Genomic DNA, 15,288 nt, shown 5'->3' with positions numbered 1-15,288 from the left:
AGCGCAGGACTCGCTCACTGGCGGTGACAGACGGTAGTGCGCGGTCGGCGGCAGAAGCAGATGCCGGCATGACCCAGTCTCACGGCTGTGTCATGCGTCCCGACCGAGTGGTCGAAGTGATGGACGGTTACGGGGCTGGGTGAGATTCCTCGATCTCGAAGCCAGTCACGGCGATCTTGTGCTCAGCGGCCGACCCGACGCTGCGGAACGGAATCCGGGCGCGGTCGGCGACGAGCAGACCCTCGCCTCTGGGTGCCGACAGGAGCAGCCGTGACTCCCCGGCGGTCAGGTTGAACGCCTCGGACACCGCGTCGATCGACTGGGTGCTTTGCCGCATCAGGACCTGGGTCGCGGCGTTGGACACCACGGCGAGGCCGAGGTCGGTCGACAGCACATCGGCGGCGTCCTGGGTGATGATGCACAGCCCCGCGGACCGCTTGCGGGCGGCCTTCGCCATCCGGAACAGGAACCGTGCGCCTTCGCCGTCGCGCATCAGCAGCCACGCTTCGTCCACCACCACCAGCTGCCGGCGCCGGCGGGCGGTTGCGGTGGGTGTGTCGATGGCGGACCAGATGGAGTCGAGGGCCAGCAGGGTGCCGACGGTGCGTAGCTCGTCGGGCAGGTGCCGCAGCGACCACACCACCAGGTGCCCGCGCGGGATGGTGGTGGTCGGCCCGTCGAACAGGCCGGCGAAGTTTCCCACGGTCCAGGGGGCGAGCCGCGCGGCGAGTTGCCCGGCGGCGTGATCGTCGTCGTCGGCGAGCACCGCGGCCAGGTCCCGCAGCAGCGGCGCAGGTCGGGTCCAGGTCGCCGGGTTGCTGTTGATCCCGGCCCGGTGGTAGGTGGTGGTGATGGCCCGGTCGAGGGCGGCGCGTTCGGCTGGCGGCGGGGTGGCGCCGAGCATGACCGAGATCAGCGTGTGCAGGTACAGACCCCGCCGGGTCAGCGTGTCCGGGCGCTGGTCGGTGGGCAGGTCGAGGGGGTTGATGCGCACGTCCGGTTGGCCGAGCTGCACCACGGTGCCGCCGACGTGCGCGGCGAGGGGCGTGTACTCGTCCTCGGGGTCGATGACCGACACCGCTGTGCCCTGGTACAGGTTGCGCAGCACTTCGAGCTTGACGAAGTAGCTTTTGCCCGCGCCGGAGCGGGCGAGGACGACGCTGTTGTGGTTGTCCTGCGCCCACCGGTTCCACAGCAGCACCCCGTTGCTGGTGGTGTTGACCCCGTACAGCACGCCCTCGGGTGGGGCGACGACGCCGGGGGCGGGTGCGGCGAGGTCCGCCGAGGCGAGGGGGAACGCCGCCGCGAGGGCGGTGGTGTCGAGGATGCGGCGCATCCGCAGCGGGTCTACGCCGATGGGCAGGGTGGAGATCCAGCCCTGCTGGTGGCGGAACGTCGCCGGCTGGAGATCCAGCAGCACGCTGGCGGCGGCGGATTTCACCCCCGCGGTGACCGTACGCAGCTCGTCGAGGGTGCGGGCGTGGATGGTGATGTAGATGCCGACCTCGAACAGCTTCGCTGCCCCCCGGGCGACGCGTTCGGCGAGGTCGGCGGCGTCGGCCGCTGCCGCCTCGACCATCGGGTCGCCCAGCCTCCCGGAGTCGGCGTCCAGCCGGCGCGACGATTCGAGGCGGGCGCGCTGGCGCTTGAGCATCGGCGCGGCCAGCGGTGCCAGCACCGGGTCCAGGTGCACCGCGACGTCGACTCGGGCGGGGTAGGACAGCAGCGGGTCGAGCCAGGCCGGGCCGACCTCGGCCGGATAGCCGCAGACCGCGTAGGTGGCGGCGTACCCGTCGCCGACCTGCACGTGCGACGGCGTGACCGACAGCGCGGCTGGGGACGGCACGGCCTCCCCGACCGCGACGCTCTTCTTGGGCTTCCACAGGTTCACGATGTGCTCCGGAAGGTGATCGGGGTGCCCGGCACCGCTCGCGGGTCAGGCGGCGGGGCGGAGAACGGATCGACTGCGGCTGTCAGGGCGGCGGTGACGGCCGGCCCGTCCAGCGCGGCGGCTTCGACGCCGAGCCCGGACAGGGCGCGTACGGCGCTCTCGGTGGCGTGCTCGCCGGTGACGACGGCGAGGACCTGGCGGCGTAACGGATCGCGCTGGGCGTCGAGGTCGAGGAGGAACTCGGCGTAGTCGCCGGCGGCGGTCTGCAAGGCCGAATGCGATAGGCGCGGCGCATAGTCGACGGTCGCCTGCGCGTACCCGGTCAGGTCGTGCCGCTGCGCGGCCACCACGATCTGCGCCGGACCGGTCAGCGAGTTGAGGAACCGGCCGAACCCCTCTAGCAGCGCGCCCTGCTCGCCGCCGGTGCGCAGGTGAATGTTCGTGGTGCCGCAGGCAATCAGGACCTTGTCGCCGTCCTCGCTGGTGAGCACACCGGATGGGCTGACCGCCGTGACCGGAGAGCGCAGCGGCGCCGGCACTTTCGGCTTGCCGGCGATGGCCGCGACGGCGCTGGGCCGAGCCGTACCTGGTGCGAGCGTGCGCGGGCCGCGGCTGAGCGCGATCGCGTGCCGTAGCCACATGTCCAGCGGCAGGCCGTCGCGGCGGCCGAGCGCCAGCACGATCGCGAAGGCGAACCCGACGATCCCGGCGATGATCCAGGCCACCGCAGGAAGCAGATGCCCGAACACGCGGTAGAGGCCGACGCCGGCCAGGCCGGTACCGCCGACAATGGCCAGCTGCCGGAACGTCAGCCCGAAGGCGATGCGGTCGGGCTCGTTGACGTTGGCCGGAATCCGTGCCCGATAAGGCCCGTCAGTTGCGTCTGGTTTTGGGGTCATTTGTGATCATCCATCCTTTCCACTGGTTGGAGGGGCTGCGCTGTCGTGCTGTTCACGCAGCGCAAACGGCATGGTCTGTTGTTGTGTGCGGTCGAGGGAGGAGGCGCATCAGGGTGGCTCATGACTGGACCGACCGTGGAGTTGCTGGGTCATCGGATCGGCCAAGGTTTGTCGCCGGCGCGTGCGTTGATCGACAAGATTGATCCGGCGTGGGGAATGGCGGATTCCCGTGGACAGGCTCCCGACAGCGAGGCCAGCGATGACGGCCCTGTCGGACCGGAACGCGGACTGCTGAGCGGGCGGGACGTTCGCCAGGCCGTGATGGCGGTGGGGAACATGGTCGAGCCGATCTGGCCGCGGGCGGGCGCGATGATCCCGACGGCGAAGATCACCGCGATTCATCTGTCGCGGCTGGCGCTCGTCTCTGTGCGGCAGTCGATCTCGGCGCAGGTGCGCCAGAACACCGAATCGACGCAGCGCCAGTACCCCGCCGGCGCTATCTACAACTGGCTTCGCCACGGCCAAGTCCCCGCCCTCGTGCGGGGCCGGGCGCTGGCGCATCCCGGCGATCCCGAGAACCAGGAGCTCCTCCGGCAGCACTCGTTTCGGCTCACGCCGAAGCCTCCCGCGGCGGGTGTCCGTCTAGGGGAACGGCTACCGGAGGGATACATCTGCGGCGCGGCCCGACCTTCCTCCACTCCTCGCTAGTTGGCGCGGCGGTTCAGGCAGGCTCCGTGCCCGGTCCGGGCCGGTGACCTGGTGGTGAGAGCAGGTGCCTGCGAGGTCCATGATTGTGGGATGGGTGGCAGGGCATCGTTCGGAACGGCGCTGCGACAGGCGCGGCATGCCGCTGGTTTGACGTTGGAGGAGCTGGCCGAGGCCTCGGGGGTGAGTGTTCGGGCGCTCAGTGACATGGAACGCGGGCGGGCGCTCGGGCCTCAACGGCGGACGGTGGCGTTGATCGCCGACGCGCTCCAACTCGAAGGTGCCCAACGGGAGGAACTGGTCGCGCTGGCCAAGGCCGGTCGGACGAGGCCGGCGTACCTGGCGGCCGCAGCGGGCCTGTGCGAGCTACCGGGGTCCATCGCCGATTTCACCGGCCGGACGGCCGAGCAGGCGTGGATCTTCCGCCAGGTGGACGCGCTTACCGGCTCGGCCGACCGGTCGGGCGCGGCCGTGATCACCGGCGGCGCCGGGATGGGCAAGACAACGCTGGTGGTACGAGCCGCCCACCATGTGCGTGACCGGTTCCCCGGCGGGGTGTGCTTCGTCGATGCGTTGGGGATGAGCAAGCGGCCGCTCGCCGAGGACGAAATTCTCGCGCGGGTCCTGCGGGCGCTGGGCGTGCGGGAGCAGCAGATTCCCGACGACACGGCCGAGCGTGCTGGGCGCTACCGGCAGGTGCTGCGCGACAAGCGGGTGCTCGTGGTCGTGGATGACGCCGCATCAGAGGCGCAGGTACGCCCCTTGCTTCCCGGCAGCGGGAGCAGCCAGCTCCTGGTCACCAGCCGACGATTGCTAGCCGGACTCGAAGGCGTGCAACGGCTTCACCTGGACCCGATGCCGCCGGGCGACTCCACCGACCTGCTGCGGCGGATCCTCGCCGAGCGGGTGGACCTGTCGCACGACAACGACCTGCATGGCTTGGTGGATCTGCTGGGTGGTTTGCCGCTGGCGGTGCGCATCGTGGGAAACCGGCTCGTCTCACGACCGATCTGGAGCGTCGCCGACCTGACCACACGGTTGTCGGTCGCCGAGCGGCGGCTCGACCAGCTCAGCGCTGGCGATCTGAAGGTCGCCGCGGCCTTCGGGATGTCCTATGAGCAGCTGCCCAGGATCACCCGGCAGGTGTTCCGCCGCACGGCACTGTCGCTGGGGCCGGACTTCAGCGCCGCATTGGCCGCGGCGACCGGTGAGGTGACGGTCCCGGAGGCCGAGGACCACCTCGACGATCTGGTGGATCTTGGGCTGGTGGAGGCGGCGCAGGCAGGCCGGTACCGGTTGCATGACCTGGTGCGGCTGTACGCGCAGCAACGCCTTGAACAGGACGACGATGCCGTCGCCGTAGCGGCCAGCCACCGCCGGATGGTCTCCTGGCTCCTGTCGACGCTCGCCGCGGCGGGACAGTGGTTCGCGCCGGACCCAGCTGACGCGGCTGGCTCCGATTTCCGCTCCCGTGAGGAAGCCGTGGCTTGGATCCGGGCCGAGGCCGGACATTGGTTCCCGGCGCTCGCCGATGCCGCAGCGGCCGGCGATCATCGCCTGGTCGTCCAGGCCGTTGCCGCCACGCGGCGGCTCGTCGGCCGCCTGCGCTACTGGCCTCACTGGGCCGAGGTGTACCTGCTTGGGCACGACTCGGCCGCCGCGATCGGCGACACCGCCCGGCAGGCGGCGTTTCTCAACGCGCTTTCGCGCACCCACACGGTGCTCGAGCAGGATGGTCAGCCGGCGCTGGCCTATGCCGAACAGGCGCTGGCCCTGGCACGCCAAGGCGGAGACGTTCAGGAGGAGGCGTGGGCGTGGCAGAACATTGGCCGCGCCCGGATGAGAATGGGCCAGCTGCGCCTGGCCATGGACGCGGTGCGCGCCGCAGCCGAGCTGTTCGAACAGCTCGCCGACGCCGACGCCATCTGCCAGACCCTGATCGGGCGCGGCGACATCGGGATGCGGCTCGGGGAGGTCGGCGAAGCGCTGGCCTGCTTCCAGCGCGCGCTCGAGATGACCGAGGATCCCGCCTCGGGCATGGCACCTTCGACCGTGGAGATGACCCAGCCCTACGTGCTGGGCATGACGGCGCGGGCGCTGGGACAGCTCGGCCGCGGCAGCGACGGTGTCCCCCTGGCGCGGCGCGCCGCGGCCCTGTTTGAACGCATACAGATGCTTGATGCCCAGGCGACGGTGCTGCGCATACTCGGCGACGATCTGTATGGGAACGACAACGCCGCCGAGGCGCAGGAGGCACTGCGGCGGGCCGCCGCGATCTACGAGTCGATCGGACGGCACGACGACGCGGCCGGCTGCCGGGACAAGGCCGCCGCGAGAGGCGCCAGCGCCGTCAGTTCCTAGTTCTGCATCCTGTTCTGCCTGTGCCAGCGCTGCCGCGGCGATTTGCATGGGAGGCGAAAGCGGCGGGTGATCGGCCCGCTGCCCTGGACTCAGGAGCGTTCCATGAGCACAGCAACTGTCCGCAACGTCGTGCTGGTGCACGGCGGTTTCGTTGACGGGTCCGGCTGGCAGACGGTACACCGGCTGCTGACCCGCGACGGGTTCACCGTCAAGGTCGTGCAGAACCCGACCCTGTCCCTGGAAGGCGACGCCGCCGCGACCCGCTTCATCCTCGACGGCCTCGACGGCCCGGCCATCCTGGTGGGACACTCCTACGGCGGCGCGGTCATCAGCGAAGCCGGCACCCACGACGCCGTGGCCGCGCTGGTCTACGTCGCCGCCTTCGCCCCGGACAAGGGCGAGTCGGTCAACACCCTGATCGCCGATCCGCCCCCCGGCGCGCCGGTGCCGCCGATCCTGCCGTCGCGTGACGGGTTCCTGTTCCTGGATCGGGACAAGTTTCACGACTCGTTCGCCGCCGACCTGCCGGCCGAGGAGGCCGCCTTCCTGGCCGACTCGCAGGTGCCGTGGGGCGTCGGAGCCTTGGCCGGTGCGGTTAGCGAACCCGCGTGGCGGCGCAAGCCCAGCTGGTACCTGGTCGCCACCGAAGACCGCATGATCCCGCCCCCGGCGCAGCGCTCGATGGCCCAGCGCGCCGGAGCCACCGTCGTGGAAGCCATCGGCAGCCATGCCGTCTACGCCTCTCAGCCCGGCGCCGTCGTCGACCTCATCCGCCAAGCCGCCACCGCGGTCACGCTGTAGGAGTTCTTCTTGTCTGCCAACATGTCCCGTCGCACCTTCGTCGGCGCCGCCGGCGTCGCGTTAGCCGCCACCGCCACCGGTATCGCGGCCAGCCCTGCCACGGCCGGCAACACCAGCTCGACCAGACCCAGCGGCTCGGCCAAGCCGACCGTCGTGCTCGTGCATGGTGGCTTCGCCGACGCCAGCGCCAGCTGGAACGGCGTCGTCGCGCAGCTGCAACGGCGCGACTACACCGTCATCGCCCCGGCCAACCCGCTGCGCAGCCTACCGACCGATGCCGCCTATCTCGCCAGCGTCCTGGCCGGCATCAACGGCCCGGTCATCCTCGCCGGACACTCCTACGGCGGCGCCGTCATCACCAACGCCGCGGCCGCCGCACCCAACGTCAAAGCCCTCGTGTACGTCGCCGCGTTCGTCCCAGACACCGGCGAGTCACTCGGCGAGCTCATCTCCACGTACCCGGGCAGCGAGATCCAGGCCGCCCTCAACCCGGTCCCGTACCCGAACCCCGACGGCACCACCGGCACCGACCTGTACCTCCGGGCCGACAAGCTGCGGCACGTGTTCGCCGCTGACCTGCCCGCCTCCACCACCAAAATCATGGCGGCGACGCAGCGGCCCTTCAGCGCGCAGTGCTTCGCCGACCTGACCCAGGCCGCCGCTTGGCACACCATCCCCTCGTGGGGGCTGATCGCCACCGAGGACAAGGCCATCCCGCCCGCGTTGCAGCGCTTCGAATACCAGCGGACCAACGCGCGCAAGACGGTGTCGGTCGCGGCGTCGCACTGCGCGATGGTCAGCCACCCCGATCTGGTCACCCAGCTCATCATCGACGCCGACCGACGTACCGGATGATGATCTGCGACCCGGCCTCACCCGTCTGAGCAAGCAGACCGCCTGCGCCGCCCACAGGATCACGCTAACCACGGCCTCGGGTCGCGACACGACACCGAATGGCTTCCGGGATCTCACGAATTCGCCGACGCTCAGGACCTACGCATTCTCATCTACCTGTACTCGGACTTTCTCCGTAACCCGGGCTATCCGTACACGCTGCCGCTCCGACCGCCAGGCTTGGTGGTCGGAGCGGGCGGCTTCCGTGATTCGATCGTGGAAAGACACGGGTCAGCTTCGCGGCTCGAATTGACCCTTCAGCACTACCCGTCCAACGTCGCCAGACGCGAGGTGCAGCAGGTGGCTCGTGCTCCTCAACCCAACAGCGATCCTCGGAAAGAGGCCGGATGGAGTGCCCGTCGAGACGACAGCGCGCGGGGAGGTGTCCTCGCGGGGTCACCGCCCACCCCGCACAGCAGCGAGCCGGCCGAGCGGCAGGTGACGGGTGACGCCTTGAATGAGCACCGCGCGCAGCAGAACCCCACCGGTGTTCGATGACCCGGCGCGGGTCACGTACCGGCGCATCATCCCGGGAACCTTGAGGGTGACCCAGAGCACGACGATGACCAGCATCAGGTTCACCGTGTCCGAACCGGGCAGACCGAGCAGGATCGGCAGGTTCGACTCCGGGTCGACCAGCAGGTTGATGCCCGCCGAGAACGCGACCGCCTGCAGCGTGGGCGTGGCCAGGCAACCCAAAAGGGTACGCCACCACAACTGCGCAGCGCCCTGCGTCCACGGCGTGGCGTAGCAGGCCAACGCCACCGGAGCGACCCCCGCCAGGACGATCAGCACCCCGACCCGCACGAGCCAGCTGCCGCCGAGCAGGAACATCAGCACGACGATGAGCAGCCCGATGACGGCGATCAGCAGCGCGGAACTTTCGTCGGTCATCGCCGAGGCGATGCGCCCCCGCACGAAGGTGATCATCTCGGTGGTGGGCGCGGACACGCCGGTCATCGACACCGTCAGGGCGTTGGCGACGTCGATGAGCACCCCGGTCAACGGGACCGCGAACGCGGACAGCACGAACCCGACAACGAGCCGGGGGATCAGCTCCTTGATGCCGTAGCGCATCTCCACCGAGTCGCCGACCATCACCGCGACGCCGACGGCGACGATCGCGAGGAGGAAGCAGGCGGTGACGACCAGCGCGCTCGTGCCGGCGATCGCCGTCACCTGCGGCAGGACGGTGACGTCCGGCGACAGGAAGATCGACGATGTCAGGATGGCCAGCAGACCGCCGAGAAGCTCGTTGACCTTCTCGGCGAGCCAGCTGATCAGGTCATTCATCAGCCAGTCGACCATGCCTCAGCCGCCGATGATGCCCTGCAGCACCTGCAGGATGACCGGGGACAGCACGGCGAGGGCGTAGCCGACCAACGCGGACTTGACGTTGCCCTTCGCCTGCTCGACCTGGGCCGGGTCGCCGCCGGCGGCCATGTACCGCAGGCCACCGATCACCAGGAACATTGTCGCGACCAACGCGAGCAGGCCCATGATCCAACCGGTGATACTCGAGATGACCTCGCTGATGCTCTTCGGGGCCGCCACCGGCGACGGCGCGGCGGCGGTGAGGTCGGACAGAACCGAGAGAGTCGTGTGCATGACGGCGCTCCACCCAAGATCTGCGGGCCGCCGCGGCGGGGACCAAGGCCAAAGGGACCGGGTGTGGTCCGGTGGGGGCGCTCCTCCCTTACCAGTGGTGAAGGGTTCGCGGTGTCAGTACGCCGCGCCGACCATGCCGGACCGCCGGCCCCGCCGGAATGACGGTCCCCGCCGGGCGGGCATGCCGTGGATGACATGCACCGCCCAGAACTCTGCTGTCAGGCCGATCGAACTCGCCACCCACCTGTCACGGCCTGACACGTCCGGTCAGCGGCTGACGTCGCCGCGTCAGGCCGGCGCTAGAAGCGCTTCGCGCCTCCCGCCAGCTCAAGATCGAACCGCGCCCGCTCCTCGACGCAAGGCACGCGTCTACCCCAGCTGGTCGCGGCGGCGCGCCGCGTTCCGCTCGCCCGCACGGATGGTCGTTCCGCTGCGCCCCGGCCGCGGCACTCTAGTTGGGCGGGGGCGCCTCGGTCACCGTGCGCGTGGACGCCAAGGTCAAGACCGCGATCTCGTCGATTCCGGTGGACGCCTGGACCATGTTCGAGTACGACGCCGACGACGACGCCGACGACGAACAGATCAGTCTCTTCTCCCGCTCGATGTCACACCCGCGGCCCGGCCGGTGTCTCCATGGCATGACGACCTACCAACCCGTCGGCACAGCCATCGACCGAGGAGCCGACATGGCGCACACGACCCGCATCCCGCCCGCCGAGATCACCGGCGTCAAGGGAGCACTGATCAGGCGGATGATCGAGAAGAAGCTGGGCAAGGTGCCGACGGCGGTGGGCGTCTACTGGCACAACCCGAAGGTGCTGTTCGCCAGCTTCGGCCTCGGCGGCAAGCTGCAGAAGTGGGACGCCTGCGACGAGGGCCTGAAGTCGTTCGCCCACATGGCGGTCGCGTCGCTGGTCGGCTGCACGTGGTGCCTGGACTTCAACTACTTCGAGACTCGCAACAAGGGGCTCGACGTGGAGAAGGCGCGCGAGATCCCGCGGTGGCGGGAGGCGGACGTCTTCACTCCGCTGGAGCGGGACGTCCTGGAGTATGCCGAGGCGATGAGTCAGACACCGCCGACCGTGACCGACGAGCTGGTGGACCGGCTGCACGCGAAGCTGGGACCTGCCGCCGTGGTCGAGCTCACCTCGGTGATCGCATTCGCGAACATGAGCACGCGTGGCAACGTGGCGCTGGGCATCGAGTCCGACGGCTTCGCCTCCGCGTGCGGCTTGAAGCCGCTGGCCGAGCGACCGGGAGTAGCGTCCGCGTCATGACCGAGGACCCCTACGTCGCCCACCGCACCAGCGGGCCGATCCTGCGCAACACCCTCGGCGTGCGGATGGACCGGCACGCCGCCACCCACCGGCTCAAGCACCTGGCCCAGGCCGCAGGGATCCACATGCCGAGGATGCATCCCCCCTGCTTCGCCACACGTTCGTGACGACCCTGCTCGACACCGGCGTCAGCCTGCGCGACGTGCAAATCGCCGCCAGCCGCACCGACCCGCGAACCACCATGCGCTACGACCCGGCCCGCAAGAACCTCGACCGGCACCCCCACTAATACCTGGCCTCGCACATGGCCTGCGGAACATAGCCACCGCTCGCAGCCGATGATGAGCGCGCTTATTCAGCGCTCATCATCGGTCCGTCGGAGATGAGCCCGGTCGCTCACGCCATCCCCGCCCGACGTGTCCTTGCGATCATCACTGTCGGCATTCGTGTGCACCGCGTTCGTGATCCACGAGAGATGCCTGAACTTCTTCAAAGCTCGGCTGCGATGCAACCCCGCCGGGAGTGCGCTCCGTCGTGCGAGTGGAAGCGATGGGAAGGAGCAGCGTGAGACAGTCCGAAGAGGACGAATTCCGGGCCTTCGTCGGTGCTCGCATGGACCGCTGGCGGCGTGCGGCGTACCTGCTGTGTCATGACTGGCACGCCGCGGACGACCTGGCATCGATTGTCGTGCGCAAGCTCTACCGGCACTGGCGCAAGGTGGCCGCGGCCGACAACCCGGACGCGTACGCCCAGCGGGTGTTGACGAGGTCCTGGCTCGACGAGCGCCGCCGGCCCTGGCGGCGGGAGCAGCCGGTGGAGGACCTACCGGAGAACGGCTGGACGCACCCGGACCGGGTCGACGATCGGGATCAGCTGACGGGGTTGCTGGCGCAACTGGCGCCACGGCAGCGCGCAGTCGTCGTGCTGCGCTTCTACTTCGACCACTCGGTCGAAGAGACCGCGGAACTGCTGGGAATCTCCGCGGGAACAGTCAAGAGCCAGTCGGCGCGGGGGCTCGAGACGCTGCGCACCCTGGCGTACTCACCTGGGAGCATTTCATGAATCAGCAGATCTTCGACGAGCACATCGGCACCGCACCGCCGTCGACGGTCGACGTCGACCGGATCATTCAACGCCAGCGACGCAGAAGCCTGGTGCGTCGCATGGCGGGAGGCGGCTCCGCCTTTGCGGCGACCGGCCTCGCGATCGCGGTCGGCATCGCCCTGAGCGGTGGCGCCCAGCCTGAGCCTGGGCCGCCGGTGACGGCTCCCGCCGTATCGGCATCCGCCGGTGCGTCGGCGTCCCCCTCCGCGCCGACCTCGGGGCTACGGCTCGACACCAGCGATCCGAAGGCGATCCAGCAGACCCTCGACCAACTGCGGGTGGCGCTCGAGACGGCAGTCGCCGGGGCAGCGCCCGACGTCCGATGGATCTACATGCCCGACGTCCCAGGTGAAAAGCGCCTCCCGGACGGCCACCCGGCGATGTACGCCGAGCGGGATCCGGTCGGGTTGGCCGCCCGCTCTGGTGTGGCCCGCCAGGGTAAGAAAGCCGGCTTGTACATGTGGGTCAGGCCGGACACCTGCAGCTCGCCGGGCAGCGCCGGCCCTGATTCGGACTCCGGCCCGCGCGTCTGCTCGCTCGTGTTTGGGTGCGATCCCATGAAACCCAGTACATGCCAGGCATCGACGACGCCCGAGGGCCTCGAGGTGGTGGAGACGACCGAGACCAGCCCGGCGAAGAACGGCAAGCAGTACCGCTTCTACCAGGTGCAGGTCAAGCTTCCGCAGGGTTACTACCTGCGCTTGTTGGCGGTGAACTACTTCGGGGGCGACGGCAGCGGAGTCACCAGCGACACGCCGCTGCTGACCAAGGCCGAACTGCGGACGGCGGCGACGGCCATCGCCGCCCAAGTCGTCAGCTGACACCCACACGCGATCCCGGATGCTGTTCTTTCCTCCTAGGCGTGAGGACACCATCCGGGATCGCCCCATGCGGCCAGCCATTGTGGCGGCGCATCGTCTCGAGTCAGGTCGGTCCTGGCGGGTTGACGCGAAACTGTGGCGGCAGGGCGTGACGCGGGCGCCTACGGGACCGCACTGTCAACGACGCCGGTCGGAACCGACTGGCAGACACCCGGATCTGCCGACGAGCGGTCGTTCGACAGCGGCAAGGGCTTCTCCGTGCGTGCTGCAGTTGATGTTGTGGTCGTCGCCGGTGGTCAGGCTGCGTCCAGCAGAGCCGGGAGTTTGCGCATGTCGTCGAAGACCACCGTGTCCGGGCCATCCAGCCGGTGCGCGGGGGTCAACCCGCCTGCATAGCCGAAGCAGCGCATCCCGGCGGCGCGGGCCGCTTGCACGCCGTATCGGCTGTCCTCGACCACGACACACGCCGCGGGCGGGACACCCATCGCCGCCGCCGCGTGCAGGAACAGGTCGGGGGCGGGCTTGCCGTGGGCGACCTCGGTCGCGCTGAAGACGCGGCCCTCAAAGCGGCGATACAGGCCGGTGCGGCCCAGGGTGTGGCGCATCTTCTCGTGGGTACCGCTGGAGGCCACGCACGTCGGCTGGGTGATCTCGTCGAGCGCGTCGCTGATCCCCTCGACGGCGGTCAGTCCGGCGTCCACCGCTTGGCGGTGTGCCAGGTCGAACCGGTCCGCCCAGGTGGCAGCCACGCCCTGCCCGAGGCGGGCCGCGATCTGTTCGCCGATGGACGTGCTGGACCGGCCGATGAAGCGCTCGATGACCTCTGCCTCGGTCAGGGGCCAGCCCAGCTCCGCACCCAGGGCGACGTTGACGCGGACCGCGATGCGCTCGCTGTCGACCAGCACCCCGTCGCAGTCGAAGATGACAAGCCCGATCGGATTGATCATCCGGACAGGCTAGTCGAGTGGGTGAGGCAACCCGGCGGACCCACCTGTCCACCGAAGGCGCTGGAACGCCCTCACCGCCGAGGTAACGGCCAACTCGGACAGGTCGACCACCTTGCGAGACAGCACCAGCGGCCGGTGCACGACCGAACCGAGAAGGACGCACACTTCTGCCGCTGATCGCGCGGTCATGCCGACGGTTGCAGCTCACCGCTTCGGGATTCGCCCATGCGCCAACCGTCTCACGTGAGCCCGCCGGCGTCCGGTCGTGCCGATGTCAGCGCGTCCGGTTTGCCTGGTGGGCGTCGTAAGTGCGCCGCGACTGCTCGACCTCGTCGAGGTGGGTGTTAGCCCAATCCGCGAGGTGGGCGAAGAGGGGGCCGAGGCTGGACCCGAGTTCGGTGATCTCGTACTCGACCCGCGGTGGAACCTCGGGATGGTACGTACGCGAAACGAGACCGTCGCGTTCGAGCTGCCGCAGCCGCTGGGTGAGAACCTTCGGGGTGATCGTGGTCAGGCGGCGTTCAAGCTCGACGAACCGTTGCCGGCCGTACTCGTGCAGCGCCCACAGGATCGGGGTCGTCCAGCGGCTGAACACGATGTCCACGACGGGGGCGATCGGGCAGGCCAGTTCCGGATCGGCGGACATCGGAGGCTGCCACGTCGCCTGACTCTGCGCCATTGTTGCTCCGCTCAGGTAGCCACTTTCCTCTAGGTACCTACTATACCGACGTTGTTACGGTTCGCCGCACCGCAGCTGCGCAGGCACGACGCCGAGGTCGCACCCGGGCGGAGGCGACCCATGCACAACGAAGGGAACTGATCATGATCGTCGTAACAGGTGCCACGGGCAACGTCGGTCGTTCGCTGCTGAAGACACTCGCTCGTACCAGCGCAGTGACCGCGGTGTCGCGCGGACAACTGCCCCTCGACCTACCCGAGGGCGTGCGATACCAGCAGGCCGACCTTGCCCAGCCGGAAACCCTCCGGCCCGCGGTGGCCGGCGCTCACACGCTGTTCCTCCTGGTCGCCGGTGCCGGTGCCGACCTGGACGTGAACCAGATCCTCAAGGTGAGTCAAGCCGGCGGGATCGAACGGGTGGTGCTGCTGTCGTCCCAGGCAGCCGGAACACGCCCGCAGTCGGTGTCGCACGCACCGCTGCGCGGCATCGAGCGGGTAGCCGAGACCTCCGGCCTGGCCTGGACGATCCTGCGGCCGGGAGGATTCGCCTCCAACACCTACGCCTGGGCCGAGTCGGTTCGTGCCCGCAGGACCGTCGCCGCACCGTTCGGCGACGTCGGCCTGCCGATCATCGACCCGGACGACATCGCCGACGTGGCCGCCACAGTTCTGCAAGATGACGCACACGTCGGCTACATCTATGAACTGACCGGGCCCGCCCTCAGCACACCCCGGCAACGCACCGCCGACCTCGCCGACGCGATCGGCGAACCGATTCACTTCATCGAACAATCACACGACGAGGCACGCACACAGATGCTGCAGTTCATGCCCGAGCCCGTCGTCGACGGCACACTGTCCATCCTCGGCGAACCAACGCCAGCCGAGCAGCGCCTCACGCCGCACGTCCAGCTGCTGCTCGGCCGGCCCCCGCGCACCTTCGCGCACTGGGCCGAACGCCACGTCAACGCATTCCGTTGACAACCCGGCAACGAAATGAGTCACCAGTCGGCGGCGATCCGAGGGGATGACCCGCAGACCGCCGCCGCGTTTGCGGGCCCCCGTATCGCACCTCAGCGCTGGGCGAGCGCCTGCACACTCAGACCGAACATCAAGACAGCCAGGGGGAGGCCGACCGACGGGACATGCGCGATGCCGAGCAGCGAATGCTGTGGAAGCTGACCCCTCTCCTCGAACGTGAGCTCGTAGAACCGTTCTCGTCGCCGTACCGGGCGCCGGTCGACCAAGCACGGAGCTGGAGGCCGGCGGGGATCTGCGCGGTTGCTGCCGGCCTGCCGTCAG

General features: G+C 69.4%; 16 protein-coding genes. 10 read left to right on the top strand and 6 right to left on the bottom strand.

The window, feature by feature from the left end; genetic code table 11:
• Positions 1-127 precede the first annotated feature (127 nt).
• Positions 128-1,891 (bottom strand): DUF87 domain-containing protein, encoded by a 1,764-nt coding sequence (locus tag O7603_RS07455; protein WP_281574941.1) that lies wholly within the window; start codon positions 1,889-1,891, stop codon positions 128-130.
• Positions 1,888-2,790 carry a PrgI family protein gene (locus tag O7603_RS07450; RefSeq protein WP_281574940.1) on the bottom strand — a complete coding sequence of 301 codons (903 nt, stop codon included), beginning with the start codon at positions 2,788-2,790 and terminating at the stop codon, positions 1,888-1,890. Before O7603_RS07450 ends, O7603_RS07455 begins: the two co-directional genes overlap by 4 nt.
• A gap of 45 nt (positions 2,791-2,835) precedes the next feature.
• Here O7603_RS07450 and O7603_RS07445 point away from each other — a divergent pair, with 45 nt between their 5' ends.
• The 4 genes from O7603_RS07445 (at position 2,836) to O7603_RS07430 (ending at position 7,512) form a co-directional block, all read left to right on the top strand.
• Positions 2,836-3,498, top strand: a complete 663-nt coding sequence (locus O7603_RS07445) for a hypothetical protein (protein WP_281574939.1) — start codon at positions 2,836-2,838, stop codon at positions 3,496-3,498.
• A gap of 90 nt (positions 3,499-3,588) precedes the next feature.
• Positions 3,589-5,856 (top strand): XRE family transcriptional regulator, encoded by a 2,268-nt coding sequence (locus O7603_RS07440; protein ID WP_281574938.1) that lies wholly within the window; start codon positions 3,589-3,591, stop codon positions 5,854-5,856.
• A 66-nt stretch (positions 5,857-5,922) separates the two neighbouring features.
• Positions 5,923-6,657, top strand: a complete 735-nt coding sequence (locus O7603_RS07435; RefSeq protein ID WP_281574937.1) for an alpha/beta hydrolase — start codon at positions 5,923-5,925, stop codon at positions 6,655-6,657.
• A 9-nt stretch (positions 6,658-6,666) separates the two neighbouring features.
• On the top strand, positions 6,667-7,512 hold the full coding sequence (locus O7603_RS07430; RefSeq protein ID WP_281574936.1) for an alpha/beta hydrolase: 846 nt from the start codon (positions 6,667-6,669) through the stop codon (positions 7,510-7,512).
• 435 nt (positions 7,513-7,947) lie between these two features.
• On the opposite strand, the gene O7603_RS07425 is transcribed toward O7603_RS07430, so the two are convergent.
• Together O7603_RS07425 and O7603_RS07420 are read right to left on the bottom strand one after the other, a co-directional pair.
• A complete protein-coding gene (locus O7603_RS07425) occupies positions 7,948-8,844 on the bottom strand; it encodes a hypothetical protein (protein ID WP_281574935.1) in 897 nt (298 codons plus the stop codon).
• 18 nt (positions 8,845-8,862) lie between these two features.
• Positions 8,863-9,159 carry a pilin gene (locus O7603_RS07420; RefSeq protein ID WP_281574934.1) on the bottom strand — a complete coding sequence of 99 codons (297 nt, stop codon included), beginning with the start codon at positions 9,157-9,159 and terminating at the stop codon, positions 8,863-8,865.
• Between the two features lie 485 nt (positions 9,160-9,644).
• Between O7603_RS07420 and O7603_RS07415 the strand changes: the two genes are divergently transcribed.
• The 5 genes from O7603_RS07415 to O7603_RS07395 all read left to right on the top strand — a co-directional run bounded on the left by O7603_RS07415 (position 9,645) and on the right by O7603_RS07395 (position 12,361).
• Positions 9,645-10,436 carry a carboxymuconolactone decarboxylase family protein gene (locus O7603_RS07415; RefSeq protein WP_281574933.1) on the top strand — a complete coding sequence of 264 codons (792 nt, stop codon included), beginning with the start codon at positions 9,645-9,647 and terminating at the stop codon, positions 10,434-10,436.
• On the top strand, positions 10,433-10,603 hold the full coding sequence (locus O7603_RS07410; RefSeq protein WP_281574932.1) for a hypothetical protein: 171 nt from the start codon (positions 10,433-10,435) through the stop codon (positions 10,601-10,603). Before O7603_RS07415 ends, O7603_RS07410 begins: the two co-directional genes overlap by 4 nt.
• The gene (locus O7603_RS07405) at positions 10,600-10,725 is read left to right on the top strand and encodes a hypothetical protein (protein ID WP_281574931.1); all 126 of its coding nucleotides are present in this window, start codon (positions 10,600-10,602) and stop codon (positions 10,723-10,725) included. The genes O7603_RS07410 and O7603_RS07405 overlap by 4 nt, the downstream gene beginning before the upstream one ends.
• A gap of 275 nt (positions 10,726-11,000) precedes the next feature.
• The gene (locus tag O7603_RS07400) at positions 11,001-11,498 is read left to right on the top strand and encodes a SigE family RNA polymerase sigma factor (protein WP_281574930.1); all 498 of its coding nucleotides are present in this window, start codon (positions 11,001-11,003) and stop codon (positions 11,496-11,498) included.
• The gene (locus O7603_RS07395) at positions 11,495-12,361 is read left to right on the top strand and encodes a hypothetical protein (RefSeq protein ID WP_281574929.1); all 867 of its coding nucleotides are present in this window, start codon (positions 11,495-11,497) and stop codon (positions 12,359-12,361) included. The genes O7603_RS07400 and O7603_RS07395 overlap by 4 nt, the downstream gene beginning before the upstream one ends.
• Before the next feature lie 296 nt (positions 12,362-12,657).
• Here O7603_RS07395 and O7603_RS07390 read toward each other — a convergent pair whose 3' ends face one another.
• Positions 12,658-13,308 carry an HAD family hydrolase gene (locus O7603_RS07390; RefSeq protein WP_281574928.1) on the bottom strand — a complete coding sequence of 217 codons (651 nt, stop codon included), beginning with the start codon at positions 13,306-13,308 and terminating at the stop codon, positions 12,658-12,660.
• A 274-nt stretch (positions 13,309-13,582) separates the two neighbouring features.
• Positions 13,583-13,954 carry a helix-turn-helix domain-containing protein gene (locus O7603_RS07385; RefSeq protein WP_281574927.1) on the bottom strand — a complete coding sequence of 124 codons (372 nt, stop codon included), beginning with the start codon at positions 13,952-13,954 and terminating at the stop codon, positions 13,583-13,585.
• Positions 13,955-14,130: 176 nt separating this feature from the next.
• Between O7603_RS07385 and O7603_RS07380 the strand changes: the two genes are divergently transcribed.
• Positions 14,131-14,967, top strand: a complete 837-nt coding sequence (locus O7603_RS07380; RefSeq protein WP_281574926.1) for an NAD(P)H-binding protein — start codon at positions 14,131-14,133, stop codon at positions 14,965-14,967.
• The last annotated feature ends 321 nt before the right edge of the window (positions 14,968-15,288 follow it).

It is taken from the genome of Micromonospora sp. WMMD812 (assembly GCF_027497215.1).
Lineage (GTDB): Bacteria > Actinomycetota > Actinomycetes > Mycobacteriales > Micromonosporaceae > Micromonospora.
This window is presented reverse-complemented; position numbering and strand designations above follow the sequence as displayed.